Origin of the sequence: Streptomyces sp. NPDC005820, assembly GCF_040630255.1 — a bacterium.
GTDB lineage: Bacteria > Actinomycetota > Actinomycetes > Streptomycetales > Streptomycetaceae > Streptomyces.
In genome coordinates this window covers 72,524-98,433 of sequence record NZ_JBEXXE010000029.1, presented here as the reverse complement: position 1 = coordinate 98,433, position 25,910 = coordinate 72,524, and the positions used below count along the sequence as shown (strand labels likewise).

Annotated in this window: 28 protein-coding genes; 15 read left to right on the top strand and 13 right to left on the bottom strand. The window is 70.8% G+C overall.

The genetic code is table 11. The annotated features are described in order from the left end of the window. The first annotated feature begins 82 nt into the window (after positions 1-82). The 4 genes from ABZ464_RS32005 to ABZ464_RS31990 are packed head-to-tail and all read left to right on the top strand — an operon-like array spanning position 83 to position 2,886. Positions 83-601 carry a phosphatase PAP2 family protein gene (locus tag ABZ464_RS32005; RefSeq protein WP_359282569.1) on the top strand — a complete coding sequence of 173 codons (519 nt, stop codon included), beginning with the start codon at positions 83-85 and terminating at the stop codon, positions 599-601. After that, positions 594-1,550, top strand: coding sequence for a decaprenyl-phosphate phosphoribosyltransferase (locus tag ABZ464_RS32000; protein WP_359282567.1), 957 nt, complete (start codon positions 594-596; stop codon positions 1,548-1,550). The genes ABZ464_RS32005 and ABZ464_RS32000 overlap by 8 nt, the downstream gene beginning before the upstream one ends. A gap of 14 nt (positions 1,551-1,564) precedes the next feature. Beyond that, positions 1,565-1,981: a GtrA family protein gene (locus ABZ464_RS31995; protein WP_359282685.1), complete on the top strand. Its 417-nt coding sequence runs from the start codon at positions 1,565-1,567 to the stop codon at positions 1,979-1,981. After that, entirely contained in the window at positions 1,969-2,886 is a 918-nt protein-coding gene (locus ABZ464_RS31990) for a YihY/virulence factor BrkB family protein (protein WP_359282566.1), read from the top strand. The genes ABZ464_RS31995 and ABZ464_RS31990 overlap by 13 nt, the downstream gene beginning before the upstream one ends. On the opposite strand, the gene ABZ464_RS31985 is transcribed toward ABZ464_RS31990, so the two are convergent. Further along, on the bottom strand, positions 2,840-4,177 hold the full coding sequence (locus tag ABZ464_RS31985) for a D-alanyl-D-alanine carboxypeptidase (protein WP_359282563.1): 1,338 nt from the start codon (positions 4,175-4,177) through the stop codon (positions 2,840-2,842). The two genes, ABZ464_RS31990 and ABZ464_RS31985, sit on opposite strands and share 47 nt — an antisense overlap. A gap of 91 nt (positions 4,178-4,268) precedes the next feature. Here ABZ464_RS31985 and ABZ464_RS31980 point away from each other — a divergent pair, with 91 nt between their 5' ends. The 4 genes from ABZ464_RS31980 (at position 4,269) to ABZ464_RS31965 (ending at position 8,136) form a co-directional block, all read left to right on the top strand. Continuing rightward, a complete protein-coding gene (locus ABZ464_RS31980; RefSeq protein ID WP_359282562.1) occupies positions 4,269-4,508 on the top strand; it encodes a hypothetical protein in 240 nt (79 codons plus the stop codon). 3 nt (positions 4,509-4,511) lie between these two features. Continuing rightward, a complete protein-coding gene (locus ABZ464_RS31975; protein WP_359282560.1) occupies positions 4,512-5,798 on the top strand; it encodes a metallophosphoesterase in 1,287 nt (428 codons plus the stop codon). Positions 5,799-6,019: 221 nt separating this feature from the next. Beyond that, on the top strand, positions 6,020-7,573 hold the full coding sequence (locus tag ABZ464_RS31970) for an ABC transporter substrate-binding protein (RefSeq protein ID WP_359282558.1): 1,554 nt from the start codon (positions 6,020-6,022) through the stop codon (positions 7,571-7,573). Between the two features lie 158 nt (positions 7,574-7,731). Next, positions 7,732-8,136 (top strand): ATP-binding protein, encoded by a 405-nt coding sequence (locus tag ABZ464_RS31965; protein ID WP_359282556.1) that lies wholly within the window; start codon positions 7,732-7,734, stop codon positions 8,134-8,136. 6 nt (positions 8,137-8,142) lie between these two features. On the opposite strand, the gene ABZ464_RS31960 is transcribed toward ABZ464_RS31965, so the two are convergent. Together ABZ464_RS31960 and ABZ464_RS31955 are read right to left on the bottom strand one after the other, a co-directional pair. After that, complete coding sequence (locus tag ABZ464_RS31960; RefSeq protein ID WP_359282554.1) at positions 8,143-9,600, bottom strand: HAMP domain-containing sensor histidine kinase; 1,458 nt, start codon at positions 9,598-9,600, stop codon at positions 8,143-8,145. Further along, entirely contained in the window at positions 9,597-10,286 is a 690-nt protein-coding gene (locus ABZ464_RS31955) for a response regulator transcription factor (protein ID WP_359282552.1), read from the bottom strand. The genes ABZ464_RS31960 and ABZ464_RS31955 overlap by 4 nt, the downstream gene beginning before the upstream one ends. A gap of 166 nt (positions 10,287-10,452) precedes the next feature. Between ABZ464_RS31955 and ABZ464_RS31950 the strand changes: the two genes are divergently transcribed. Further along, a complete protein-coding gene (locus ABZ464_RS31950) occupies positions 10,453-12,867 on the top strand; it encodes an MMPL family transporter (RefSeq protein ID WP_359282683.1) in 2,415 nt (804 codons plus the stop codon). Between the two features lie 3 nt (positions 12,868-12,870). Here ABZ464_RS31950 and ABZ464_RS31945 read toward each other — a convergent pair whose 3' ends face one another. From ABZ464_RS31945 to ABZ464_RS31930, 4 genes are all read right to left on the bottom strand, one after another. Further along, the gene (locus ABZ464_RS31945) at positions 12,871-13,653 is read right to left on the bottom strand and encodes a TetR family transcriptional regulator (protein ID WP_359282681.1); all 783 of its coding nucleotides are present in this window, start codon (positions 13,651-13,653) and stop codon (positions 12,871-12,873) included. Between the two features lie 18 nt (positions 13,654-13,671). Beyond that, positions 13,672-14,190 (bottom strand): DCC1-like thiol-disulfide oxidoreductase family protein, encoded by a 519-nt coding sequence (locus ABZ464_RS31940; RefSeq protein ID WP_359282549.1) that lies wholly within the window; start codon positions 14,188-14,190, stop codon positions 13,672-13,674. Further along, positions 14,187-14,594, bottom strand: coding sequence for a hypothetical protein (locus ABZ464_RS31935; RefSeq protein ID WP_359282548.1), 408 nt, complete (start codon positions 14,592-14,594; stop codon positions 14,187-14,189). Before ABZ464_RS31935 ends, ABZ464_RS31940 begins: the two co-directional genes overlap by 4 nt. Before the next feature lie 93 nt (positions 14,595-14,687). Then, positions 14,688-15,098, bottom strand: a complete 411-nt coding sequence (locus tag ABZ464_RS31930) for a VOC family protein (protein WP_359282545.1) — start codon at positions 15,096-15,098, stop codon at positions 14,688-14,690. 166 nt (positions 15,099-15,264) lie between these two features. Here ABZ464_RS31930 and ABZ464_RS31925 point away from each other — a divergent pair, with 166 nt between their 5' ends. The 5 genes from ABZ464_RS31925 to ABZ464_RS31905 all read left to right on the top strand — a co-directional run bounded on the left by ABZ464_RS31925 (position 15,265) and on the right by ABZ464_RS31905 (position 19,049). After that, positions 15,265-15,726 carry a TM2 domain-containing protein gene (locus ABZ464_RS31925; protein ID WP_359282543.1) on the top strand — a complete coding sequence of 154 codons (462 nt, stop codon included), beginning with the start codon at positions 15,265-15,267 and terminating at the stop codon, positions 15,724-15,726. After that, a complete protein-coding gene (locus tag ABZ464_RS31920; RefSeq protein WP_359282541.1) occupies positions 15,719-16,120 on the top strand; it encodes a DUF2752 domain-containing protein in 402 nt (133 codons plus the stop codon). Before ABZ464_RS31925 ends, ABZ464_RS31920 begins: the two co-directional genes overlap by 8 nt. 323 nt (positions 16,121-16,443) lie before the next feature. After that, positions 16,444-16,707: a TM2 domain-containing protein gene (locus ABZ464_RS31915; protein WP_055632039.1), complete on the top strand. Its 264-nt coding sequence runs from the start codon at positions 16,444-16,446 to the stop codon at positions 16,705-16,707. A 395-nt stretch (positions 16,708-17,102) separates the two neighbouring features. After that, the gene (locus tag ABZ464_RS31910; protein WP_359282538.1) at positions 17,103-18,587 is read left to right on the top strand and encodes an FAD-binding protein; all 1,485 of its coding nucleotides are present in this window, start codon (positions 17,103-17,105) and stop codon (positions 18,585-18,587) included. Positions 18,588-18,605: 18 nt separating this feature from the next. Continuing rightward, a complete protein-coding gene (locus ABZ464_RS31905) occupies positions 18,606-19,049 on the top strand; it encodes an SMI1/KNR4 family protein (protein WP_359282535.1) in 444 nt (147 codons plus the stop codon). Between the two features lie 7 nt (positions 19,050-19,056). On the opposite strand, the gene ABZ464_RS31900 is transcribed toward ABZ464_RS31905, so the two are convergent. The 6 genes from ABZ464_RS31900 to ABZ464_RS31875 all read right to left on the bottom strand — a co-directional run bounded on the left by ABZ464_RS31900 (position 19,057) and on the right by ABZ464_RS31875 (position 24,011). Next, positions 19,057-19,656: a Uma2 family endonuclease gene (locus ABZ464_RS31900; RefSeq protein ID WP_358997532.1), complete on the bottom strand. Its 600-nt coding sequence runs from the start codon at positions 19,654-19,656 to the stop codon at positions 19,057-19,059. 167 nt (positions 19,657-19,823) lie between these two features. Continuing rightward, positions 19,824-20,585, bottom strand: a complete 762-nt coding sequence (locus ABZ464_RS31895) for a succinate dehydrogenase iron-sulfur subunit (RefSeq protein ID WP_359282532.1) — start codon at positions 20,583-20,585, stop codon at positions 19,824-19,826. Then, on the bottom strand, positions 20,585-22,342 hold the full coding sequence (gene sdhA / locus ABZ464_RS31890) for a succinate dehydrogenase flavoprotein subunit (RefSeq protein ID WP_359282530.1): 1,758 nt from the start codon (positions 22,340-22,342) through the stop codon (positions 20,585-20,587). Before sdhA ends, ABZ464_RS31895 begins: the two co-directional genes overlap by 1 nt. A 19-nt stretch (positions 22,343-22,361) precedes the next feature. After that, a complete protein-coding gene (locus ABZ464_RS31885; protein ID WP_359282528.1) occupies positions 22,362-22,844 on the bottom strand; it encodes a succinate dehydrogenase hydrophobic membrane anchor subunit in 483 nt (160 codons plus the stop codon). 5 nt (positions 22,845-22,849) lie between these two features. Further along, complete coding sequence (sdhC, locus tag ABZ464_RS31880; RefSeq protein ID WP_359282526.1) at positions 22,850-23,230, bottom strand: succinate dehydrogenase, cytochrome b556 subunit; 381 nt, start codon at positions 23,228-23,230, stop codon at positions 22,850-22,852. A gap of 190 nt (positions 23,231-23,420) precedes the next feature. Next, entirely contained in the window at positions 23,421-24,011 is a 591-nt protein-coding gene (locus tag ABZ464_RS31875; protein WP_359282523.1) for a 2-oxo-4-hydroxy-4-carboxy-5-ureidoimidazoline decarboxylase, read from the bottom strand. Between the two features lie 273 nt (positions 24,012-24,284). Between ABZ464_RS31875 and ABZ464_RS31870 the strand changes: the two genes are divergently transcribed. Next, the gene (locus tag ABZ464_RS31870; protein ID WP_359282679.1) at positions 24,285-25,880 is read left to right on the top strand and encodes a glycoside hydrolase family 20 protein; all 1,596 of its coding nucleotides are present in this window, start codon (positions 24,285-24,287) and stop codon (positions 25,878-25,880) included. Positions 25,881-25,910 lie beyond the last annotated feature (30 nt).

The window sequence follows — 25,910 nt, the reverse complement described above, 5'->3', positions numbered from 1 at the left end:
TGCTCCCCGAAATGGGTGATTAATGGGATGTCGCTCAATATTGCCGGAGTTCCGTCGGGGTCGGCGTGAACAGTGAATCCACATGGACCACCTCGACGACCTCGACGACATGGACCACCGCATCCTCTCCGCGCTGCGCGCCCGGGGCGCCGACCCCCGCGTCGCCGGTGCCGCGCGCGCCCTGTCCCGAGCGGGCGAACACGGCGCGCTGTGGCTCGCGGCGGGCCTCCTGGGAGCCGCAGTGGACCGCCCGAGACAGGGCGCCTGGCTGCGCGCGACCGCGCTCACCGCGGGCGCGCACCTCGCCAGCATGGGCGTGAAACGGGTCGTGCGCCGTCCGCGCCCCGCGCACGTCGACCCCCTGGTGCGCACCGCCGGGCGGCACTCCTTCCCCAGCTCGCACGCGACCTCCGCCACGGCCGCCGCCGTGGCCTTCGGCGCCCTCGGGGCACCCGCCGTCGCCCCGCTCGCCGCCGCGATGTGTCTGTCCCGCCTCGTCGTCGGCGTCCACTACCCCTCCGACGTGGCGGCGGGCGCGGCCCTCGGCGCCCTCATGGCGGGCCTGGGGAAGCGGTGGATGAGAGAGGGGCGCCGTGGCTGACACGGTCCTCCACCCGCAGCGCACCCGCCGCCGCCGCACCCCGCAGCCGCAGCGCCCCCGCCCCGGCGGCCCGCTGCGCGGCCTGCTGCGGACCGCCCGCCCCAAGCAGTGGGTCAAGAACGTCCTCGTCGTCGCCGCCCCCGCCGCGGCCGGCCGGCTCCTCACCGCCGGAACGCTCACCGAACTCGCCCTGGTCTTCACCCTGTTCACCGCCTGCGCCGCCGCCGTCTACCTGATCAACGACGCCCGCGACGCCGAGGCCGACCGCGCCCACCCCGTCAAACGACACCGCCCGGTCGCCGCCGGACAGGTCCCCGTACCCCTCGCCTACGCCGTCGGAGGCGCCCTCGCACTCCTCGCGCCGCTCCTCGCCGCCCGGCTGACGAACCCGGCCCTCGCCCTGCTCCTGACCGCCTACCTCGGCATGCAACTGGCGTACTGCGTCAGCCTGAAGCACGTCCTGGTCGTCGACCTCGTCGTCGTCACCACCGGTTTCCTGATGCGGGCCGCGGCCGGCGGGCTCGCGCTCGGCATCCCGCTCTCCCGCTGGTTCCTGATCACCACCGGCTTCGGCGCCCTGTTCATGGTCTCCGCCAAGCGCTACTCCGAGGCCGTCCAGATGGCCGGGAAAGCGGGCGCCACGCGCGCGTTGCTCACCGAGTACACCACCGGCTACCTCCGCTTCGTCTGGCAGCTCGCCGCCGGTGTCGCCGTCCTCGGCTACTGCCTGTGGGCACTGGAGGAGGGCGGCGGCGTCCCGCACACCGGGCTGCTGCCCTGGCGCCAGCTGTCGATGGTCGCGTTCATCCTCGCCGTCCTGCGCTACGCCGTCTTCGCCGACCGGGGCACCGCGGGCGAACCCGAGGAGGTCGTCCTCGGCGACCGCGCCCTCGCCCTGATCGGCCTGGCCTGGCTCGCCATGTACGGGCTCGCGGTGGCCCATTGGTAGCCGCCCGCCGCGAGATGCTGGGCTTCGCCGCCGCCGGCCTGCTCGCCTACGCCGCCGATCTCGCCCTCTTCGCCTGGCTGCGCGGCCCGGCCGGCCTCGGCCCGCTCACCGCGAAGGCCCTGTCCTTCCTCGCGGGCTGCACGGTCGCCTACCTCGGCAACGCGCTCGGCACCTACCGCCACGCACCCGCGCGCGGCCCGCGCCCCTACGCCGTGTTCTTCGCCGTCAACCTCGCCGGCGCCCTCGTCCAGCTGCTCTGCCTCACCGTCAGCCACTACGGCCTCGGACTCACCTCGCGACGCGCGGACCTCGTCTCCGGAGCCGTCATCGGCATGGCGCTGGCGACCGTGCTGCGTTTCTGGGGTACTCGGACCCTAGTCTTTCGCGTCATTCCCGCTGAGCAGGGCAGAGTCGGATCATGGACTGGCTGAAGAAGCTTCCCGGCGTCGGGCCGTGGGTCACCCGACTCATGGCCACGCACGCGTGGCGGTCGTACGAACGCCTGGACCGGGTCAAATGGACCCGGCTCGCCGCCGCGATGACGTTCATCAGCTTCATCGCGCTGTTCCCGCTGCTCACCCTGGCCGCCGCGATCGCCGCCGCCACCCTCAGCGAGTCCCAGCAGCAGGAACTCCAGGACAAGATCGCCGACCAGGTCCCCGGCATCTCCGACCAGCTCGACGTCCACAACCTGGTGCAGAACGCCGGCACCGTCGGCCTCATCGCCGGCGCGCTGCTGCTGCTCACCGGCATCGGCTGGGTCGGTCAGATGCGGGACTGTCTGCGCGCCGTGTGGGAGCTGCCCGACCAGGAGGAGAACCCGGTCCTGAGCAAGGGCAAGGACGCGGGCATCCTCGTCGGGCTCGGCGGCGCGGTCCTGGTCACCCTCGCCATCTCCACCGTCGCCTCCGCCCTGGTCGGCCGGATCATCGACGCCCTCGGCATCGACAAGGCGGGCTGGGGCGGCATCCTGCTGCGCGTCGCCGCCTTCACCATCGCCGTCCTCGCCGACTTCCTGCTCCTGCTGTACGTCCTGACCCTGCTGCCCGGCGTCGAGCCCACCCGCCGCCGTCTGATCGTCGCCGCGCTGATCGGCGCGGTCGGCTTCGAACTGCTGAAGCTGCTGCTCAGCGGCTATATGCAGAACGTGGCCGGCAAGAGCATGTACGGCGCGTTCGGCGTCCCCATCGCCCTGCTCCTGTGGATCAACCTCACCTCGAAACTGGTCCTGTACTGCGCCGCGTGGACAGCCACCGGCAGCGCGCCCGAGAGCGCTTTCGACGAAGACGTCAGCGGCGACGGCGTACCAGATCCGGCAGCGGCCAGCGGCGGTTGACGACGTACGCCCCGCCGGCGAGCAGCACCAGCACCCCGCCCGCGATGCCCAGCGCCGTCCACATGCCGCGCGAACCGTCGTCGGCGACCGCACTCGCCACCGGCTGCTGCGAGCCACCGCCCCGGCCGGCCTGCGCGGACTCACCGGAGGACGGGTTCGCACCCGGCTGCGCACTGGCCTGCGCGCTGGGGGCCGCCCCCTGCGGCGGGACCAGCTCGCCCACCGGTGTCACCTTCCCGGCCGCCGCGAAACCCCAGTCGAACAGCTTGGCGGTCTCCTTGTAGACCTCGTTGTGGTCGCTCTTCTCCGGGTTCATCACGGTGACGAGCAGCACCCGCCCGGCCCGCTCGGCCACCCCCGTGAAGGTCGCGCCCGCGTTGGTGGTGTTGCCGTTCTTGACGCCCGCGATGCCCGGGTACTGCGAGATGTCGTAGTCACCGGCCAGCAGCCGGTTGGTGTTCTGGATCTCGAAGGACGAGCGGACCTTCTTGCCCTTCTTGTTCTTCTTCGTCTCGCCCGGGAACTTGGCGGTGACCGTCGAGCAGTACTCCCGGAAGTCCTTCTTCTGCAGCCCCGAACGCGCGATCAGCGTCAGGTCGTACGCCGAGGAGACCTGGCCGGGCGCGTCGTAGCCGTCGGGGGAGACCACATGCGTGTCGAGGGCCTGGAGCTCCTCGGCGTGCTGGTTCATCTCCTTGACGGTGCTCTCGACCCCGCCGTTCATCGACGACAGCACATGCACGGCGTCGTTGCCGGAGCGCAGGAACACACCCAGCCACAGATCCTGGACCGAGTACGTCTCGTTCTCCTTTATCCCGACCAGGCTGGAGCCCGACCCGATGCCCGCCAGATCCTTGGGCACCACCTTGTGCTGGGTGGTCCTCGGGAACTTCGGCAGCACGGTGTCCGCGAACAGCATCTTCATCGTGCTCGCCGGGGGCAGCCGCCAGTGCGGGTTGTGCGCCGCCAGCACCTCGCCCGACTCGGCGTCCGCGACGATCCACGACCGCGCGGTGAGGTCCTTCGGCACCACGGGCGCGCCGCCCGCGAGCGCGACCTGCGTCCCGGCCTGCCCGAGCCGGGCGCCGCCGACGGTGGACATGGTCGCCGGGGGAGTGGCCGAGGGGGACGCGCTCGTGGAAGGGGACGCGCTCTTGGAAGGCGACGGGCTCTTGGAGGGGGAGGGACTCGGCGCGGCGAGGGAGGCGGGCGCGGTCAGCGCGAGAGAGGTGAGGGACGCTGCGGTGACCAGCAGGGATCGCCTGACGGTCTGCTTCATGGGTGCGGGCACGACGGAGAACGTACCTGGCAGCCGACGGGAAGTCCCGCCGCCCTCCCCACCCCGGTCATCGAACCGGACACCCGACGGCGATACTGAACCCATGAAGCTCAGCCGCCCCCTCTCCTGGTTCCTGCTCGCCTTCGGGGTGTGGAGCTGGGTCATCTGGGTCACTTTCGTCAAGAATCTCGTCAAGGACAGCAGCGGGCTCGCGTTCGACGACGGCCACCCCACGGCGTACTTCTGGGTGCACCTGACGCTCGCCGTCGTCTCCTTCGTATTGGGGACGGTCATCGGGGGCATCGGGTTGCGCGGTCTGCGCGCACTGCGCCGGACGTCATAGCCGATGGTGATCCTCTTCGCGCTGCTCGCGCTGACGGTCCTGGTCGGCGCCAACTGGTACCTGTGGCGCCGACTGTTCCGCGACACCACCCGCGGCCCCGGCCGGGCGCGCCGCGGCGGCGCCGTACTGATCGCGGGCGGCTGGGCCCTGGCGATCGGCGCCCTCGTCGCGGAGCGCACCGGCGCCCCCTTCTGGCTCCAGCGCACCCTGGCCTGGCCGGGCTTCCTGTGGCTCGCCCTGTCGATCTACCTGCTGCTGGGCGTCGTCGCGGGCGAGATCGTACGACCCCTGCTGCGCCGCTTCCTGGAGCGGCGGGCCCGCTCGGGGCGGCCGGTGCCGGCGCCCGCCGAGGAGCCGCTCCCGCAGCCGGTGCCGGACACCGCGTCCCCCTCGCGGCCGGCCCCGGTCGAGGCGAGCGCCCCCGAGCGGCCGGAGCCCCCGGCCGAGCTGTCCGAAAAGGACGCCCCCTCCCGGCGCCTCTTCGTCTCCCGGGTGGTCGCCGGCACGGCAGCCGCGGTGGCCGTGGGGACCGTCGGCGCCGGTACCCACGGTGTGCTGCGCGGTCCGAAGGTGAAGCGGGTGACCGTCCCGCTGGCCAAGCTTCCGCGCACCGCCCACGGCTACCGGATCGCCGTCGTCAGCGACATCCACCTCGGTCCGGTCCTCGGCCGGGGCTTCGCGCAGAAGGTCGTCGACACGATCAACGCCACCCAGCCCGATCTGATCGCCGTCGTCGGCGACCTCGTCGACGGCAGTGTGAAGGACCTGGGCCCGGCGGCCGCCCCGCTCGCCCGGCTGCGGGCCCGGCACGGCAGCTTCTTCGTCACCGGCAACCACGAGTACTTCTCCGGCGCCGAACAATGGGTCGAGGAGGTGCGCCGCCTCGGTATCGACCCCCTGGAGAACGAACGCACCGAACTCCCCTGGTTCGACCTGGCCGGCGTCAACGACATCGCAGGTGAGAGCGAGGGCCAGGGCCCCGACTTCACCAAGGCCCTCGGCGACCGGGACACCACGCGCGCGTGCGTGCTCCTCGCCCACCAGCCCGTCCAGATCCACGACGCCGTACGCCACGGCGTCGACCTCCAGCTCTCCGGCCACACCCACGGCGGCCAGCTCTTCCCCGGCAACCTGATCGCCGAGGCCGCGAACCCCACCCTGGCCGGTCTGGAACGCTACGGCGACACCCAGCTGTACGTCTCCCGGGGCGCCGGCGCCTGGGGCCCGCCCACCCGGGTGGGCGCGCCCTCGGACATCACCGTGATCGAACTGGCGTCCCGTCAGGCGTGAGCCGGAAGGCCTGAAACGGAACTGGGAAATCCCTGTGAAATCCGGCTGCAGCAACGGCGGAACAGGCACTGAACAAGGCGTCGGTAAGTTCTTTCTCATCTACCCAGAAGACTCTTCCGCCCGCTGAAACACGTGTGGTTAGGTGAGCCCCGCCACCAAGGGGGGTGGCTTTCTGTGTAGTACTGGGCCTTCTTGTGGCCCGGGGAGGGCAGGACGTCACCATGCGCTCGGTTCGCATGCGGATCCTCGTGGCATTACTCGTACTCGCGGTCGTCGGAGTGGGCGGCTGGCAGCTGCTCCCGTCGCAGGGGAGCAGCGAGGCCACGATCACCGTGGGCACCACGGACACCATCACGTCACTCGATCCGGCGGGCGCCTACGACGCCGGTTCCTGGGCGTTGTTCAGCAACGTCTTCCAGTCGCTGCTGACCTACGAGCCGGGCGGCGTCTCGCCCGTCCCGGACGCCGCCAAGAGCTGCTCCTTCCCGAAGGGCCGCCTGACGACGTACACCTGCGAGCTGCGGGACGACCTCACCTTCCCCAGCGGTCGCAAGATGACCGCCGAGGACGTGAAGTTCTCCTTCGACCGGGTCAAGAAGATCAACGCGGACGTCGGTCCGGCCTCGCTGCTGTCCACCCTGAAGTCGGTGGGCGCGGACGGTCTGAAGGTCACCTTCCATCTGTCGACACCCGACGCCACCTTCCCGTTCAAGGTGGCCACCGGCGCCGGCTCGATCGTGGACCACACCCGCTACCCGGCCGACGGACTGCGCACCGGCACCGCCGTCGACGGCACCGGCCCGTACACGCTGGCTTCGTACACGAAGGGCAAGCGGGCCGACCTCGAACCCAACACGCGGTACCGGGGCGCGGTGAAGAGCGGCGCGCCCGTCGAACTGCGCTACTACGCCGACCCGGACGCCCTGGAGAAGGGGTGGAAGGCCAAGGAGATCGACGTGGCGACCCGTCAGCTGCCGCCCGCCGTCCTCGCCGCCCTCAACGCCAGCGACCCGGACATGCGCGTCAGCGAGGCCGACAGCTCCGACACCCGCAACCTGTACTTCAACACCCGCGCCTCCTCGCCGCTGCACTCCGTGAACGTGCGCAAGGCGATGGCCTGGCTGGTCAACCGCGAACAGCTCGCCGCGACCGTGTACGACGGCACGGTCGACCCGCTGTACTCGCTCATCCCGGCCGGTCTCACCGGCCACACGACGTCCTTCTTCGACACCTACCCCGACCAGAACTCCCAGAAGGCCCGCACGCTCCTGGTGCAGGCCGGCGTGAGCATCCCGGTCAAGTTCACCTACGGCTACGGCCTGCGCAGCGGCGTCGCCGAGGCCGAGGCGAAGGAGCTCAAGCGGCAGCTGGAGGCCTCCGGTCTGTTCAAGGTGAACCTCAAGGGGTACGAGTGGACCGACTTCCAGAAGCGCTGGGCGAGCGGCAAGCTCGACGCGTACGCCGTCGGCTGGGTCGCCGACTACCCCGACCCCGACACCTACGCGGGCCCGCTCGTCGGCACCGACTCCACCATGAACACCGGCTACAGCAGCAAGACCGTCGACGGCTACATCACCCACAGCCAGCAGTACGCCGACCGCACGCAGGTCGCCGACGACTTCAAGAACCTTCAGCAGGCCATCGCCGACGACGTGCCGGTGATCCCGCTGTGGCAGCGCAAGGAGTACGTCGTCACCGACGCGGACGTCGGCGGCGGCCAGTACCTGGCCGACGGCAACGGCGTGTTCCGTCTGTGGTCCCTGGACTGGATCTGACACCCCGTACCCGTATCCCGCAGGAGTGACCCGGGGCCGGCCTGTCGGACCGGTCCGACAGGCCGATCCTGCCCGTTCGGGCATGCGCCCCCACAACCGCGGGCAGTCACCCGACGGGGCACGATGTGACCAGGCTGTGCGCGGGGTGAGGAGCAGACGTGCTGAGACGCAACTCCTTTCGGCTGCCCCGGCATCCGGCGTCGGTCGGGCTGGCCCGGCGCCGGGTGCGGGACCATCTGGCCGACTGGGGGCACGGACCCGAGGACCGGGCGCTGACCGACGCGGTCCTCGTGGTGTCCGAGCTGGCCACCAACGTCATACGCCACGGGCCCCTGCGGGAGCGGGAGTTCGAGGTGGCCGTCACCGCGCTCGCGGACGGCTCCTGTCTCATCGAGGTCTCCGACGAGGACCGGCAGGAACCCCGGCTGCGGCCGGTCGGCGAGTGGGAGGAACACGGGCGCGGCCTGCACCTCGTGGAACACCTCGCCACCGCCTGGGGCGTGTGGGGCCGTGGCCGCCACGGCAAGACGGTGTGGGCGCTGGTCCTGGCCGGCGCCCGGTGACCCGAGTCAGACGCAGGACTTCGGGCGGGTCGGCAGTTCCACCGTCACCCCGAGACCCTCGCCCGGCGCCGTCAGTACGCTCACCTCGCCGCCGTGGGCCCGCACCACCCCCTGCACGATCGCCAGCCCCAGCCCGCTGCCCGCGCCGCCGCCCGCCCGGAAGAACCGGTCGAAGACCCGCGCCGCGTCCTCCGCCCCCAGCCCCGGCCCCTCGTCCCGCACCGACAGCCGTACGACCCCGTCCACCCGCTCCGCTCCCAGCCGCACCGGCACCTCGGCGGGCGTGTGCGTGCGCACGTTGGCCACGAGATTGCCCAGCACCTGCCGCAGCCCCGACTCGTCCGCCCGCACCAGCAGCGCCCCGTCCGCGTGGACCGTGACGGGCCGGTCCGGCTGCTGCGCCCGCAGGTCCTCGGCCGCGTCCCGCACCAGGCGGCTCACGTCCACGTTCCGCAGCCGCAGTTCGGGCCGCTGGTCCAGCCGGGCCAGTGTGAGCAGCTCGTCGACGAGCCGGCCCATCCGGTCCACCTCGCCGTTCATCCGGTCCCAGGCCCGCTTGCGCTCCTCCGGCTCGCGCAGCATCCCCTGGTCGTACAGCTGGAGATAGCCGCGTATCGCGGAGAGCGGGGTGCGCAGCTCGTGCGAGGCGTCGGCGACGAACCGGCGCAGCTGGCCCGCGCTGCGCTCGCGCGTGAGGTACGCCGCCTCCACCTGGTGGAGCATCGAGTTCAGCGCGAGCCGCAGCTGCTCGACCTCCAGACTGGCCTCCCGGCTGGACGGCACCCGGCGGGTCAGATCGCCCTCCGCGATCGCCGACGACGTCTCCACCATGTCCTCCAGCGGCCGCATCCGCCGCCGCACGCTGAACAGCGTCAGACACGCGAGGAGCGCCAGCAGCAGGGTGCCGACGGCGAGGTCGAGCCTGAGGGCCTTGGCGATGCCCTGGTGCAGGGCCTCGGTGGAGGTCGCCATCAGGACGTAGGTGCCGTCCCCGAGCCGGGTGGCCGTGACCCGGTAGGCCGCGCCGCGCATGCTGACGTCGCCCGGGTCGGGCGCGAGGGTGAGCGTGTGCGGGTCGCGCACGGCCTCGGCGAGGTCGCGCTGGGCGGTGGTGGGCGGCACGCCTAGGATCGGCACGGCCCGCCCCGTGCCGTCCACGGCGGTGAAGACCGTGTCCGCCGTGGACTCCTCGTCGCTCTCCCCGGGCGCCATCCGGTCGCGCAGGAAGCTCAGCGCCGACAGCGAGTCCAGCTTCCGCAGGGTGATCCCCGTACCGGCGATCGAGTCACGTGTCTTGACCAGCTCGGAGTCGATCTGGTCCAGCAGATAGTGCCGCATCCCCATCAGGCTCACCGCGGTCGCCGCGACGATCCCGATCGCGAGCAGCGCCACGTTCGCCAGGGTCAGCTTCACCCGCAGCGAGTGCATGCCCCGCCCGCACCGCAGGGCCCGCAGCCTCCTCATGCCAGTCCGTACCCCACACCCCGCCGGGTGGTGATCACCGGCGGGCCCAGGGTGTCCAGCTTGCGCCGCAGATAGCTGATGTAGGTCTCGACGACCGTCGACTCCGGCGGGGTGTGCTCGTACTGCCAGACATGGCGCAGGAGTTGCTCCTTGGGCACGATCCGGCCGCCGTTGCGGACGAGGAAACGCAGCAGCGCGTACTCCGTGGGGGTCAGCTCGACCGAGCGGCCCGCGCGGCGCACGCTGTACGTCGTCTCGTCCAGCTCCAGCTCGCCGTAGCGCAGGGGCGGGCGCTGCGGCAGGACGTCCGCCGGGCGGGTGCGCCGCAGGACCGCCGAGATCCGGGCGATGACCACGTCGATGTCGAACGGCTTGGTGATGTAGTCGTCGCCGAAGCCGAGCGCGCCGACGATCTCGGCCGGCGCGTCGCGCGCGGTGAGGAACACCAGCGCCAGCTCGGGCCGCCGCCCGCGCAGTTCCCGTCCCAGCGCCCGGCCGTCGCCGTCCGGCAGCATGACGTCGAGCAGCGCGACGTCGGGCCGGGTGCGTTCGGCGAGGGCGAGGGCCTCACGGACCGTGCCCGCGGTCATGACCTCGAAGCGGTGATAGCGCAGCGCGATGGCGAGGACGTCCGCGATGCTCGGCTCGTCCTCCACGACCAGCACGGTGCCGGGGGCCGTCGACATGCCCCCAGTATCGGCGGACCCACCGACAACGGGGCCGGTTCCCGCTTTGGAGTTCCTTGAGAGTCATGGCGGGTCGATGTCCCCGCGCGGGTGCCGGTGCCGATGCTGTTGCCAGGACCCGGGGGACCCGTCGACTGTGAGTGAGGAGTTGCGCATCGTGGCGGCATTGGCACGCTGGTGCTACCGGCATCGGCTGGTGGTCCTGTTGCTGTGGGTGGGGGCGCTGTTCGGGCTGGGGTTCTCGGCCTCGACGGCGGGCACGGACTACGCGAACGTGTTCTCCCTCCCCGACACGGACTCCAAGAAGGCGTACGACCTGATGGAGAAGGCGTTTCCCGCGCGTGCGGGCGACACCGACACCGTCGTGTGGAAGGTGGACGAGGGCACGGTCCGCGACCAGGACGTACGGTCCCGGATCCAGCCCGCGCTGGAGAAGATCGCGGACATGAAGGGCGTCGGCGGGGTCACCAGCCCCTACGCCGACGACGCGGACGGCGGGGGCGCGGGGCAGATCAGCCGCGACGGGCGGATCGCGTACGCCCAGATCACCTTCGCCGACCAGGCGAACGCCGTGCCCAAGGAACTCGTCCAGGACGTCGTCGACACCGCGCGGGACGCCGAGCGCGGCGGCCTGGAGGTCGAACTCGGCGGCCAGGCCATCCAGCGCGTCCAGGAACCGCCCACCGGCCTCGCCGAGATGGTCGGTCTGGTCGCCGCCGCGATCGTGCTGTTCCTCGCCTTCGGTTCGCTCTTCGCGATGCTGCTGCCGCTCGCCGTGGCGGTCTTCGGCGTCGGCACCGGACTGTTCTCGACCCAGCTGCTCAGCCATGTCACCGACATCCCCGACCTGGCCCCGCTGCTGTCCTCCCTGATCGGTCTGGGCGTCGGCATCGACTACGCCCTCTTCATCGTCACCCGCCACCGCAAGGGCATCCTGCGCGGTGTCCCGCCGGAGGAGGCGGCGGTCACCGCCCTCAACACCTCCGGCCGCGCGGTGCTGTTCGCGGGCGGCACGGTCTGCATCGCTCTGGCCGGCATGCTGGTGACGAACCTGCGCTTCCTGGACGGCGTGGTCGTCGGCACCTCGCTGACGGTCGTCCTCAGCGTCCTCGCCGCCACCACCCTGCTGCCCGCCCTGCTCGGCTTCCTCGGCCCGCGGGTGCTCAGCCGCAAGCAACGCCGGCGGCTCGCCGCCGAGGGCCCGGAGGAGGAGCGGACGAGCGGTCCGGCGGCCCGCTGGTCGGCGGGGGTGCAGCGGCGCCCCCGGACGATCGCCGCGCTCGCGCTGGTCGTCATGGCCGTGCTCGCGTTGCCCGTGCTGTCGCTGCACCTGGGCGCCACCGACCAGGGCAACGACGACGCCTCCACCACCACCCGCAAGGCCTACGACCTGCTCGCCGAGGGCTTCGGACCGGGCTTCAACGGCCCGCTCCAGGTCGTCGTGGAGGGCACCGACACGACTGCCCTCGTCAAGGGCATCGAGGATGCGCCGGGCGTGGCGCAGGCGGCGCCGCTGCCGCCCGCGCAGGGCGTCACCGTCATCCAGGTCGTCCCCACGACCTCGCCCCAGTCGGAGGAGACCGACGCCCTCATCGACCGGCTGCGCGACGACGTCATCCCGAAGGCGGGGGTGACGGCGCACGTCGGCGGGGTCACCGCGGTCTCCAAGGACTTCGCGACGGTCACCGGCGACCGGCTGCCCCTGTTCGTCGCGACGATCATCGGACTCGGCTTCCTGCTGCTGCTGATCGCGTTCCGCTCCCTGGTGGTGCCGCTGACCGCCGCCGTGATGAACCTGATCGCGGCCGCCGCGTCCTTCGGCGTCCTGGTCGCCGTCTTCCAGTGGGGCTGGGGCCTGGAACTGCTCGGCCTCGGCAAGGAGGGCCCGATCAACGCCTTCCTGCCCGTCATCATGCTCTCCCTGCTCTTCGGCCTCTCCATGGACTACCAGGTGTTCCTGGTCAGCCGGATGCACGAGGAGTGGGTGCACACGCGGGACAACGCGCGCGCGGTGCGCGTCGGCCTCGCCGAGACCAGCCGGGTCATCAACTCCGCGGCCCTGATCATGGTCTGTGTGTTCCTCGCGTTCGTCCTCAGCGGCGACGCGGGCGCGGCGATGGCCGGCGTGGGCCTCGCGGCGGCCGTCGCCCTGGACGCGTTCATCCTCCGTACGGCCCTGGTGCCGGCCGCGATGCATCTGCTGGGCGCCTCCAACTGGTGGCTGCCGGTCTGGCTGGAGAAGCGGCTGCCGCATCTCGCGGTCGAGCCGAAGGAGGAGGACGTCACCGCCTCCGCCGCCCCGGGGGACGGTCCCGCCACGGTCGTCCACGGCTTCGTCCGCGACACCTCCGGCGACCCGGTGGAGGACGCCTCGGTCGCCCTGCTGTCCAAGGGCGGCCGCCCGCTGGACCAGGTGACGTCCCTGGCCGACGGCTCCTACGTCCTCTCCGTCCCGGCGCCGGGGACGTATCTGCTGTCGGCCACGGCGGCCTCGTACACCACCCAGGCCCGCCAGGTGACCGTCGTCGACGAGCCGCTGGTCCACGACGTGGAACTGGCGGAGATGTCGGAGGTGAACTAGCCGCTAGCCGCGCTTCTTCTTCTGCGGGTCCGGCAGGGCGTTGGTCATGCCGGGCAGGAAGTCCGTGAACAGTTCGTGGATCTCCAGGACGAGGGGCCGCAGGATGCGGAACCGGGCCAGCGCCACACCGCGCGCGGTGAGGCGCGCGCCCCGTTCCGCGAGCCGGTAGCTGCGCTCGCGGCCCTCCGTGCGGTCGTAGATCCAGTACATGACGAGGCCCATCTGCGCGAGCCACATCAGCTCGGGCAGCACCTCGCGCAGCTCCTCGGGCACCTTCGCCTTCGAGCCCGCGAGGACCTCCTTGTGGACGCCGATCGCCTCCACGCGCGCGTGCTCCGACTCCGCCGAGAAGGGGCTGAGCGGGCTGTCCGGGTCGGCGGCGTTCTTGAAGAACTGCACCGCGAACTCGTGGTACGGCGTCGCCACGTCCAGCCAGACCCGCAGCACGCCCGCCATCCGGGCCTCCAGGGAGGTCTCCGTCGCCAGGAGTTCACGGACCGCCTCGCGGTGCTCGGCCGCGAGACGGTCGTAGAAGCCCTGGATCAGCCACTCCTTGCCGGCGAAGTAGTAGTAGGCGTTCCCTACCGAGACCCCGGCCTCCTGGGCAATGGCCCGCATCGTCGTCTTGTCGTAGCCGCGCTCCTGGAACAGCCGCATCGCGGTCTCCAGGATCAGCGCGCGGGTCTGCTCGGACTTCGAGCCGGTCGCGGGGGACGGCTCACGGGGCTCGGCCGGAGAGGACGCAGCGGGCTCGGCGCGGTCGTCCCCGTCGGCGGACTCGTTCATGGCGGACACGGACAGAGCCTAGCCAGTGGAGCAGGCGCCGTCGGCACAGGAGGGCGGGGTGTAGGTCCAGCCGTGCCTCGGGTCGAAGGACCAGCCGTCGGCCCCGTAGTACGCGCCGCCGCCCCAGCCCGCCTCCTTGCGCCGCGCCCCGCGCCACTTGGCGGCGGCCAGGACCGCGCCCTTGGCGAGCTTCGCGCCCGCGGGGGTGCTCAGCCGGTGGGCGAGCGGCCGGTGCTCGCGCAGCGCCCACAGGGTGACGATCCAGGCGGCGGCGCCCCGGTAGACCTGGCCGCCGTCGCCGACGACGGTGATCTCCTCGAGGGTGGCGCGGTGGTCCAGCGCGGGGAAGCGGGCGGCCGCCTCGGCGGACCCGGCCGCGACCGGCTCCAGCGGGACGAGCTGCGGCTGCCGGACCAGCCAGTCGCGGACGAAGGCGCACAGGGCGCAGTCGGCGTCGTAGAGGACGGTGAGCCGGCGGACCGGGACCCCCGTGGTGTCCCGGTCGCCGTGTACGGCCGTGGTGGTCACGGCCGTCACGCCCCCGCCTGCGGGGCGGTCCAGCCCTGCGGGGCGACGGGCGGGAGCTGCTCGCGCTCCATGACCCCGCGCCGGCGGATCCGGTTGAGCACGTACACGTTGCCCAGGTGCATCACGCCGAGCACCAGCAGCACCACGCCCAGCTTGGTCGACAGGGCCTCGAAGACGCCGCGGGTGTCCTCGATGGTGTCGTCACCGCTCAGGTAGAGGGCGACGAAACCGAGGTTGACGAGGTAGAAGCCCACCACCAGGAGGTGGTTGACGGCGTCGGCGAGCTTCTCGTTGCCCTGGAGGACGTCGGCGAGGAAGACCCTTCCGTTCTGGCTGAGAGTGCGCGCCACCCAGACGGTCAGGCCGATGCTGACGACCAGGTAGATGACGTAGGCGATGACGGTGCGATCCATGGCGTCCCCCTTGTTGAACGCGTTCAAAACGCTGACAGGGATGACTGTAGCTCAGTTTTGAACGTGTTCAACACGTGGGGTGTGGGACCTGCGTCACGCCCTGCGGCCGAGCTCCGGCCGCTTGGTGTAGTCCGCGAACCCGAGGACGTTCCCCCAGGGATCCGCGACCTCGACGGTCCAGCCCGTCGCCACCGAGAACGGCGGATCGAGCGGTGCGATCCCGGCGTCGGCCAGCCGCCGTGCCGCCAGGCGCGCGTCCGGCACCTCGAGCCAGAGGCGCGGCGTCGCCCACGGCGGTGGCCGGTGTCCCAGGGCCTCCTCCTGTCGCAGCAGGATCCCGGGCGTCTCGTCCCCGACCTTCAACAGCGCGATCCCGCCCTCGTCGAACCGGAAGGCCACCGCGAACCCGGCCCGCTCGTAGAACCGCAGGGCCTCGGCGAGGTCGCCGACGGGCAGCAGGACGTTGTCGAACCCGAGCAGTTCGTAGGACTCGTCATCTGACATACCGTCAGAATAGGTGGGCAGTGCCCATGAATTGGTGATTGCCGCTCGAGGGGTGTCCTGTCTTGACCACCCCCGGCTTCTCCGGGGCCGGTTTTCTGCTGCAAGATGACGTGCACCCGCATTGCACGCAGATTTTCCGCTCATCCGATCACGGGGAGACCTCGCCTTGACCGAACAGCCGCAGCAGCCCCATCAGCCGCCCCAGCCCGGGTACGGCTACCCCAACGCCGGCGCCCCCGGGCCGTACGGCGCCGCCCAGCCCGGCGGTCAGCCCGGCCCCTACGGCTACCCGCAGCCGGGCCAGCCCCAGCCGGGCTACCCGCCGCAGGCCGGCTACCCCGCGCCGGGTTACGTGCCGCCGGGCACCTTCACCGGCGACCCCAACGCCCCCTACGGCTACGACCCCTACGGGCGTCCCTACTCGGACAAGTCCAAGATCGTCGCGGGTGTCCTCCAGCTGACCCTGGGCACCCTGGGCGTGGGCCGCTTCTACATAGGCCACGTCGGCATAGGCCTCGCCCAGCTGTTCACCTGCGGCGGCTTCGGCATCTGGGCGCTGATCGACGGGATCATGCTCCTGACCGGCAGCAACACCACGGACGGCAACGGGCGGGTCCTGCGTGGCTGAAGCGGAGCGCCCGTCCGCGCTGCGGCACCCCGCGGCGGCACCCCTCGCGGTGTTCGTCGCCGGCGCGGCGGGCTCCGCCTATCTCTACGGCACCGATCCCCACCAGAGCGGTCGGCTGCTCCCGCAGTGTCCGTTCCGCCTCGTCACCGGTCTGCTCTGCCCCGCCTGCGGCGGCACCCGCATGGTGTACGACCTGATGCACGGCCACTTCGCCCAGGCCTGGCTGGACAACCGCGTCCTGCTGCTCGCCTCCCCCTTCGCTCTCGCCCTGCTCGCCCGCTGGGCCTGGGAGGGCCTGCGCGGCCGCAGTTGGCGGCCGACGCTCAGCGGCCGGGGAATCGGCGTGATCCTCGGTGTCGCGGTGGCCTGGACGGTCGTCCGGAACGTCTTCTAGGCGCGCTGTCACCGCCGCGATTCCACCGCTCCGAGTTCACCGCTCCGAGTTCACACTTCGCCCACCGGACGTCCGAAAAGATTGCGGAGTTGGCGGATTTTGATCACGGAACAGGAACGATCAGTCCTGGCTACTCCCTTTCGCCCCACTGGTCTCTTTACTCTCACAAAACCAGGGGGACGTTCGCGCGTGGTCGACACCATGCTCGGACGTGGTCGTCGACGACGGTCGACGCGTAGGAGCAACTCGTCGCATCCCTCCTGGAGTCCCCGTCCGGAGCAAGTCGGCTCCGGTCACCCGAAGTCATCCCAGGAGCAGTTCTCATGACCGTCCCCACTCCCGAGGCCCCCTACGGCGTCGACCCGCTCGGCCGCCCGTACTCCGACAAGTCGAAGATCGTCGCCGGTATCCTCCAGCTCTTCCTGGGCACCCTCGGCATCGGACGCTTCTACGTCGGCTCCGTGGGCGTCGGCATCGCCCAGCTCCTGACCTGCGGCGGCCTCGGCTTCTGGGCCCTGATCGACGGCATCCTGTTCCTCACGAGCAACGACCGCACCGACAGCCAGGGCCGCGTCCTGCGCGGCTGAGCCCAGGCGCCATCACGGCGAGGGCCCCACTCCTTTCGAGTCCTTCGAGGAGCGGGGCCCTCGCCGTACCCCCGGCGTGGACCCGGGCCGGGAAATCCCGCCACCACGGGGCGAACTGCCCTAGGGCCTGTCCGGCGGATCATGCGGCAGACGCGGGGTCTGGCGGGCCCACCTGCCGCGTTGCCGTCGGTTGCCGACTCCCCCACTCTCGGCTGCGCTCGAGCGGGGGGACCCCCATCGCGTCGACGCCCTCCTCCGCCTTGCAGTTGGGCCCACCAGACCCCGCTCACCTGCGCTGATCAGTCACTGTTGCATTCCTGCGGCCTGATCCGCCGGACAGGCCCTAGGCTGGCGCCGATTTGATGATCCCGCGGAGCTCGAGAGGCGGCACTCGTATGTCCCGCACACCGTCAAGGCGCACCGTCCTGCACGGCGTCACGCTCGCCGGAGCCACGGTGATCGGCTTCGACCCCACCGCCCGAAGCTGGGCCGCGACGACGTCGGCGACCGGGCCCACGCCGGCCGGACTGGCGAGGATCCCCCGGCTGGACGGCACCCTCGTCACGGACGACTCCTCGCTCACCGCCGCGGCCGACGACTTCGGGCACATCGTGCACCGCCGCCCCTCGGCCGTCCTGCGCCCGGGCTCGGTCCGGGACGTCGTCACCATGATCCGGTTCTGCAACGACCACCGTCTGCCCGTCGCACCGCGCGGCCAGGGACACGCCGCCTTCGGACAGGCGCAGACGCGGGGCGGTCTGATCATCGAGACCGCGACCCTGGCGGACATCGGTGACCTGGACTCCGACAGCACCACGGTCACCGTCGGCGCCGGCGCCCGCTGGAGCGCGGTCGCCCGGGCCACGCTCGCCCACGGACTCACCCCACCCGTCTTCACCGACTACCTCGAACTCTCCGTCGGCGGCACCCTGTCCGTGGGCGGCCTCGGCGGCCAGGCCCACCGCCACGGCGCCCAGGTCGACAACGTCACCGAACTCCGGGTCGTCACCGGAGCGGGCGAACTGGTCCGCTGCTCGCCCTCCCGCCGCCCCGACCTCTTTCACGCCGTGCTGGCGGGGCTCGGGCAGTGCGCGGTCATCGTCGAGGCGACCGTGCGTCTGGTCCCCGCGCCCGCGACCGTACGCCACTACCTGCTGACCTACGACGACCTGGACACCTTCCTCGAGGACCAGCGCCTCCTGGTGCGGGAGGGCCGCTTCGCCTATGTGGAGGGCCAGGTCTCCGCGGACGCCGAGGGCGCGTTCCGCGTGTACATCCTGGAAGCTGTGGCCTACGGTCCACCGGTCGGCCCCGAGCCCGACGACACGGTCCTGCTGCGGGGCCTGCGCCACGATCCCGCGACCGTGAACCGCACCGACCGCACCTACTACGACTTCCTGGACCGCATCGCGCCCTTCGTCGCCGTGCTGAAGGAGTCGGGCCTGTGGGCGTACGCCCATCCCTGGCTCGACCTGATGTTCCCCGGCCGGTCCGCCGCCGCCCTCGCCGCCCCGCTCCTGGACGCGCTCACCCCCGACACCCTGGGACCCGGCGGCGTGGTCCTCTTCTACCCTCTCCTCCGTGAGCACTTCAGGACGCCGCTCCTGCGCACCCCCGACGACGACGTCTTCCATCTCTTCGACTTCCTGCGCACCGTCCCGCCGGACGACACCGCCGCCGTCGACGGCGCCCTGGCGGCCAACCGGGCCGCCTACGACACCGTCACCGCGGCCGGCGGCACCCGCTACCCCGTGGGCGCCATGCGCCTCACCCGCGACGACTGGCGGACCCACTTCGGCGCGGCCTGGCCCGCCTTCGAGCGGGCGAAGCACACGTACGACCCGAACGGAATCCTGACCCCGGGTCAGGGCGTCTTCTGAACCATGAAGGATCACCGTATGTGGACCGAGCTCATCTCCTCGCTGTCGTCGGACGTGGACATCGCCGACGGTCCCGGATGCGAGGAGCAGATGCGGGTGGCGGAAGTGGTGCTGGGGCATCCGCTGCCCGCGGCGCTGAAGGAGTTCTGGAGTGCGGCGGACGGGGCCCGGGACAAGTACGGCACCGGGATCATCTGTTCCGTCGGCGAGGTCGTGGACCGCAACCTGGAGTTCAGGAGTTCGGCCGACTTCCGGGAGCTCTACATGCCGTTCGATCCGCTGCTGCTCTTCGGCGAGAGCGCGGGGGGCGACCTCTTCGGCTTCGTCGTGAAGCCCGAGCGGCCGGACGTCTTCGTCTGGGAGCACGAGAGCGACAGCCGCCGCTGGGTGGCCAACAACCTGGAGGACTATCTCCGCCGCCGCCTGGGCAGCGGGGATCCGGAGTGGTACGCGTCCTGGTGACGCGGGGTCAGTCCTCCGTCTCCGGGCGTCCGGCCTCCAGCAGCCGGCTCACGTCCAGGACGACCTTGCCGCCGATCGATTCGGGCAAGGTGACCGACTCGCCGGCGGTGTGGATGTGGTGGGTCGTGTAGCTGTCCCGGACCGGGTCGGTGAGGACGTGGAGGCGCTGATGCCGACGGTCGATGATGACGTAGACGGGGATCCCGGCCCTCGCGTAGGACGTGACCTTCGCCCGGAGGTCGGTTTTCCAGTTGCTGGAGGTCACCTCCATGACGAGCCGGAAGCAGGCCGGGTCGTAACAACTGTTCTCGACCCGGTGGTCGCGGTAGTCGTCGTCGACCACCGACAGGTCGGGGATCACATAGTCCTCCGGTCCTGTCGGCAGCCAGAGGCCGATACCCGGAAGCGCTCGCACCAGACCGAGTTGCAGGAAAGGAACGGCGAACAGCATCAGGGCTTCGGAGTGCGGGCCGTCCGGTGCTGGGCTCACGAGGATCTGGCCTCCGATGATCTCGACGCGGCGGCCAGGAAGACTCTCCATGATGAGGTTCGCCTCGGCGATCAGCGGCCGGTTCTCTCGGGGCCGCTCGACAGCTGCTGAGGACATCTGGCGCCTCCTGTGGGCTGGTGTCGAGAGCATCATCGTAGGCCGGACGCCCCCCGGATGTCCCCCTTGATCACGTTCACCCGATCGTGGTGTTTGCACGCCCGAGGGCCCCGCCCCCGGTGCTGGAACCGGGAGACGGGGCCCTCGTGGCCGTACGGGAACGCGGGTCAGAAGCGGCGCGTGATCAGGGCCTTCTTGACCTCGGCGATCGCCTTGGTGACCTCGATGCCGCGCGGGCAGGCGTCCGTGCAGTTGAACGTGGTGCGGCAGCGCCAGACGCCGTCGCGGTCGTTCAGGATCTCCAGGCGCTGCTCGCCGGCCTCGTCACGCGAGTCGAAGATGAAACGGTGCGCGTTGACGATGGCCGCCGGGCCGAAGTACTGGCCGTCGTTCCAGAAGACCGGGCACGAGGACGTGCAGGCCGCGCAGAGGATGCACTTCGTCGTGTCGTCGAAGCGCTCGCGGTCCTCCGCCGTCTGGAAGCGCTCGCGGGTCGGCTCGTTCGTGTCCTTCGTGATGAGGAAGGGCATGACGTCGCGGTACGCCTGGAAGAACGGGTCCATGTCGACCACGAGGTCCTTGAGCACCGTCAGGCCCTTGATGGCCTCGACCGTGATCGGCTTCTCGGGGTTGATGTCCTTGATCAGCGTCTTGCACGCGAGGCGGTTCTTGCCGTTGATCCGCATCGCGTCCGAGCCGCAGATGCCGTGGGCGCAGGAACGGCGGAAGGTCAGGGTGCCGTCCAGGTCCCACTTGATCTTGTGGAGACCGTCGAGGACGCGCTCCTTCGGGTCGATCTCCAGCTGGAAGTCTTCCCAGACCGCCTCGGCCGAGATCTCCGGGTTGAAGCGGCGGATCCGGAAGGTGACCGTGATGTAGGGGGACGCCGCGGCCTCCGCCTCGACCTTGTCCAGAACAGGGGTTGCCATCAGTACTTACGCTCCATCGGCTGGTAGCGGGTCTGGACGACCGGCTTGTAGTCGAGACGAATGGAATCCGTGCCGTCGTCGCCGACCTCGCGGTACGCCATGGTGTGCCGCATGAAGTTGACGTCGTCGCGGTTGGGGTAGTCCTCGCGGTAGTGACCGCCGCGGGACTCCTTGCGGGCGAGGGCCGACACCGCCATGACCTCGGCCAGGTCGAGCAGGTTGCCCAGCTCGATCGCCTCGAGGAGGTCCGTGTTGAAACGCTTGCCCTTGTCCTGGATCGAGACGTTCTTGTACCGCTCGCGCAGCTCCGCGATCTTCTCGACCGCCGTCTTGATCGTCTGCTCCGTGCGGAACACCATGACGTTGGCGTCCATGATCTCCTGGAGCTCCTTGCGCAGGGTCGCCACCCGCTCGGTGCCCGTCGAGCCGCGCAGCTGCTCGATCTGGTCCACGACGAGCTGCGCCGGGTTCTCCGGCAGCTCGACGAAGGTCGCGGTCCGCTGGCTGTACTCCGCCGCCGCGATGCCGGCCCGGCGGCCGAACACGTTGATGTCGAGGAGGCTGTTCGTGCCGAGGCGGTTGGCGCCGTGGACGGACACACAGGCGACCTCGCCGGCCGCGTACAGACCCGGGACGACGGTGGTGTTGTCCGACAGGACCTCACCCTCGACGTTGGTCGGGATGCCGCCCATGGCGTAGTGCGCGGTGGGCTGGATCGGGATCGGGTCCGTGTACGGCTCGATACCGAGGTACGTACGGGCGAACTCGGTGATGTCCGGGAGCTTGGCGTCCAGCTGCTCCGGGGGAAGGTGCGTCAGGTCCAGGTAGACGTGGTCGCCCTCGGGGCCGCAGCCGCGGCCTTCGCGGATCTCCGTGTAGATGGAGCGGGAGACCACGTCACGGGACGCGAGGTCCTTCATGACCGGCGCGTACTTCTCCATGAAGCGCTCGCCGTCCTTGTTGCGGAGGATGCCGCCCTCACCGCGGGCGCCCTCCGTCAGCAGGATGCCCATGCGCCAGATGCCGGTCGGGTGGAACTGGAAGAACTCCATGTCCTCCAGCGGCAGCCCGCGCCGGTAGACCGCCGCCTGGCCGTCGCCGGTCAGCGTGTGCGCGTTCGACGTCACCTTGAAGAACTTGCCGCAGCCGCCGGAGGCGTAGATGACGGCCTTCGCCTGGAAGATGTGGATCTCGCCGGTGGCCAGCTCGTAGGCGACCACACCGGCGGACTTCTTGACGCCGTCCTCTTCGGTGATCAGCTGGTCGAGGACGTAGAACTCGTTGAAGAACTCCACGCCCTCCTTCACGCAGTTCTGGTACAGCGTCTGGAGGATCATGTGACCGGTGCGGTCGGCCGCGTAGCAGGAGCGGCGGACCGGGGCCTCGCCGTGGTTGCGGCTGTGTCCGCCGAAGCGGCGCTGGTCGATGGTGCCGTTCGGGGTCCGGTTGAACGGCAGGCCCATCTTCTCCAGGTCGAGGACGGAGTCGATGGCCTCCTTCGCCAGGATCTCGGCGGCGTCCTGGTCGACCAGGTAGTCACCGCCCTTGACCGTGTCGAAGGTGTGCCACTCCCAGTTGTCCTCCTCCACGTTGGCCAGCGCGGCGGCCATGCCGCCCTGCGCGGCGCCCGTGTGGGAGCGGGTGGGGTAGAGCTTGGTGAGCACGGCGGTGCGGCTGCGCTTCGTCGACTCGATGGCGGCGCGCATGCCGGCGCCGCCCGCGCCGACGATGACGGTGTCGTACTTGTGGATCTTCATGAGTCTCGTAACCCCGTGCCTAGCGGATGTTCGGGTCGAAGGTGAAGATCACCAGCGTGCCCAGCAGGATGGTGAACACCGTGGCGGTGTAGAGCAGGCCCTTCAGCCACAGCCGGGTGTTCGCGCGCTCCGCGTAGTCGTTGATGACCGTGCGCAGGCCGTTCGCGCCGTGCAGCATCGCGAGCCACAGCATCAGCAGGTCCCAGACCTGCCAGAACGGGGACGCCCAGCGGCCGGCCACGAACGCGAAGCCGATCTTCGACACGCCGCCGTCCAGCACCAGCTGGATCAGCAGGTGGCCGATGACCAGGACGACCAGCACGATGCCGGAGAGCCGCATGAACAGCCACGCGGCCATCTCGAAGTTGCCGCGGGTCGAGCGCGGGGTCTTCTTGGTGCGCTTGCGCGGGGCCTCGATGAGGGGCGCCGGGTTGTCGACGTCGTAGAGCGAGTCGCCCTCGACGGGGCCGATCCCGGAGGCGGAGGTTTCAGTGGTGGCCATCGGTCTCAGCTCCCGAACAGTTCACGAGCGGCGTGGCCGAGGACGGGGTAGATCGCCCCGAGCATCAGCACGAGCCAGATGCCCACGACACTCCACAGCATCTGCTTCTGGTAGCGCGGGCCCTTCGACCAGAAGTCGACGGCGATGACACGCAGGCCGTTGAGCGCGTGGAAGAGGATGGCGGCGACCAGGCCGTACTCGAGGACGGCGACGATCGGGGTCTTGTACGTGGCTACGACCTTGTCGTAGTCCTCGGGGGAGACACGCACGAGAGCGGTGTCCAGCACGTGTACGAACAGGAAGAAGAAGATGAGGACGCCGGTGACTCGGTGAGCCACCCAGGACCACATTCCTTCCCGGCCGCGGTACAGCGTTCCAGCCGGCACGGAAGAACCCTCCGGGAGCGGGGATTGGGGCCTGCCGGCTTGTGCTGTCGGACGGGCCCGGCCGGGTACGGTCCACCGGCCCCCAGCATCGTAGCCACGCCGCGGCGCTGGGCTTACAGCGGGCCTACCGGTGTGATCAAACTGGCACGCGGATGGGTGAGCCGTGCGGCATCCGTGGGGGGTTGTGTCGTTATGCGCCGGGTGCGGGTTCGTTGTGGCTGGTCGCGCAGTTCCCCGCGCCCCTTAGGTGGGTCAGGAGACGCTGCCTGGCAAGGCGGCGGAGTTCTTCTGCTGCCACTACCCGTTCGTCCTCCGGATCGTTTGTCAATCGTGACCGGATGCTCTCCAGGACGAAGTCCAGGGATTCGGCCGGGGGGACGTTGTCCAGGCAGATGACGAACACGTGTCCGAAGCGGGCTTCGTAGGCCGCGTGGGCCGCGTCCAGGGCCAGGTGGGCGGCCTCGTAGGCGTCGGCCGGGAGGGTGGGCAGGGACTCCGCCGCGAGGGCCTCGGTGAGGTCGGTCGTCGTCAGGTCGTAGGCCGCCTCGTCGGAGGCGGCGAGGAGGGCGTCGACCGTGGGGTAGGGGCGGTGGTCCGCGACCCTGTGCGCCCAGCAGAGGCTGTTCAGGCAGGTGAGGAGGGTGCCGAGGGCCTCTTCGGCCGGGGCGGCGTTGAAGGTGTCCACCAGGGTGGCCGGGGGTGTCCGGGTCTGCGCCGGTATGGGAAGGCGGCCGGTGAGGTGGGGAAGACGGTGCGCAGGCAGCGTGGATCCTCGCGTCACGAGTGATGTGGCAGGGGATGCGGTGAAAGGTGTGTCGCAACGTTATCGGGAGTGGTCATCCGGTGTCTGACGCTTGCCCGAATTTCACTCGAACGAGAGAGTTTCGGAACCGTTGGTGGACTCTCTCGGTGACCGTTCGGTGACGCGTTCGGTGATCTGCCCGGTGCGCTCCCGTCACCCGGGCGACGTACGGTTGGCGGGGTGAGCAGGCACAGGCATCGGCGTCCGGCGCCACGCAAGAAGGTCAGGGAGCAGGTCGCCCTGCGGGCCCTGATAGCCGGCGGGCTGGTCGCCGCCCTCGGGGCCGGGGTGGGGCTGTGGGCCTCCGGCGGGGACGACGGCGCGCCCACCGGATCGGCGGCGGCGCAGACCTCCCGGGGCGCGTCCAGCGCTGAACGGTCCGGCGTCGCCGCCGCGCCGTCCGCGAGCCCCAGTCCGACCCGTACGTACCCGCTGTCCACCGCCCCGCGCACGATCCCGGCCGTACGGGGCTTCACGGCGGCGCGCGGGCCCGGCTGGCGGCCCGCCTCCGGGCACCGGGTGGTCGTGACCGACCCGCGCCTCGCCGACGAGGGGCGGCTGGTCGCCGGTGAGCTGGGGATGACGTACGCGGGGCAGAAGAACGACACCCGGGCCGGCGATCTGCGGCTGACGCTCGGCGGGGGCGGCGACGGGGAGTCGTACACCATGACCGTGCGCGGTGGGCGCGTCACCGTCAGCGGGCCCTCCGACGCCGGCGTGTTCTACGGCACCCGCACGCTCAAGCAGGAGGTCCGAGGGGGCGGTACGGCCCCGGAGGGCGTCGTGCGGGACGCCCCGGCCAAGCCGCAGCGGGTCTTCCAGCTGGACATCGCCCGCAAGTACTTCTCGCCGGGCTGGATCGAGGACCGGGTCCGTGAGCTGGGGGACCTGAAGTTCAACCGGTTCGAGCTGCACTTCTCCGACGACCAGGCCTTCCGGATCGAGTCCGACACCCATCCCGAGATCGTCGCCGCGCAGCACCTGACCAAGGCGCAGGTGAAGCAGATCGTCGACCTCGCCGCGTCCCGGCACATCACCGTCGTGCCCGAGATCGACTCGCCGGGGCATCTGGGCGCCGTCCTCGCGGCCCACCCCGAGCTGCAGCTGCGCAACGTCAACGGGATCGCCAGGCGCGGGGCGATCGACATCTCCCAGGCCGCCTCCGGGAAACTCCTCGACGATCTGCTGAACGAGTACGCGGGCCTCTTCCCGGGCGGGCAGTGGCACCTCGGCGGCGACGAGTACCAGGCGCTGACCGTGCCCGACCCGGCCGCCTCCTTCCCGCAGCTCGCCGCCGCCGCACGGCAGCGCTACGGCTCGGGCGCGAACGTCGCCGACCTCACGACCGGCTGGCTCAACGACCGGGCCGAGACGGTCCGGGCCCACCAGCGGACCATGTGGGTGTGGAACGACGGCTTCTTCCGCGACGCGAGCGTGAAGCCGGCCTCCGACCTCGTCGTCGCGTACTGGACCGGCAAGGAGATCGGGGCGCGGGTGCCGGCCGAGTATCTGAGCGCGGGGCGCAAGGTGCTCAACTACAACGACGAGTTCCTGTACTACGTCCTCGGCGAGCCGCAGACCTTCGTCTATCCGACGGGGCAGCGGATCTACGAGCAGTGGACGCCGCGGGTGCTGCGCGGTACGACCGCGGTGTCCTCGGCGTACGACGCCCAGATCCTCGGCGGGGCCTTCTCCGTCTGGTGCGACCTCGCGAACTCCCAGACCCAGGACCAGGTCGCGGCCGGGATCCGGATGCCGCTGCGGGCCACCTCGCAGAAGCTGTGGGACGCGCGCACGCCTGCCCTTACCTGGGCACAGTTCAGGACACTCGCGGGACGGCTGGGCTGAGGAGGGCTTTTTCGGCCCACAGATCACCCC